The sequence below is a fragment of the Paraburkholderia sp. EG304 genome (genome assembly GCF_046543485.1).
Classification (GTDB): Bacteria; Pseudomonadota; Gammaproteobacteria; order Burkholderiales; family Burkholderiaceae; genus Paraburkholderia; species Paraburkholderia youngii.
In genome coordinates, this window is the sequence record NZ_JBKGUA010000495.1 from 1 (window position 1) to 252 (window position 252).

At 56.3% G+C, this 252-nt stretch carries 1 pseudogene; it reads left to right on the top strand.

The window, feature by feature from the left end:
* Positions 1–126: 126 nt before the first annotated feature.
* Positions 127–252 (top strand): annotated as a pseudogene (locus ACLFKU_RS44885) (IS3 family transposase); the annotation flags it as partial.

The following is a 252-nucleotide window of genomic DNA, read 5'->3' on the forward strand; positions in this document are numbered from 1 at the left end:
TGGCTCCAATACGCCGATCATCGAGTGGCCCGATTGCGCCGATCATGCACTGGCTCGATTGCGGCGATCATCCGGTGGCTCGATTACGCCGATCCCGGAATGGCTCGAATATGCCGGTCAGTGACACGGCTCAAGACGGAACTGTTTTATCCTCGTGACTGGCGGGCTACGACCGTTGATCACTTCATGGAGATTCTTGACGCTTACATCCGCTGGTATAACGCCACGCGGATCAAGATGTCGCTCGGATCT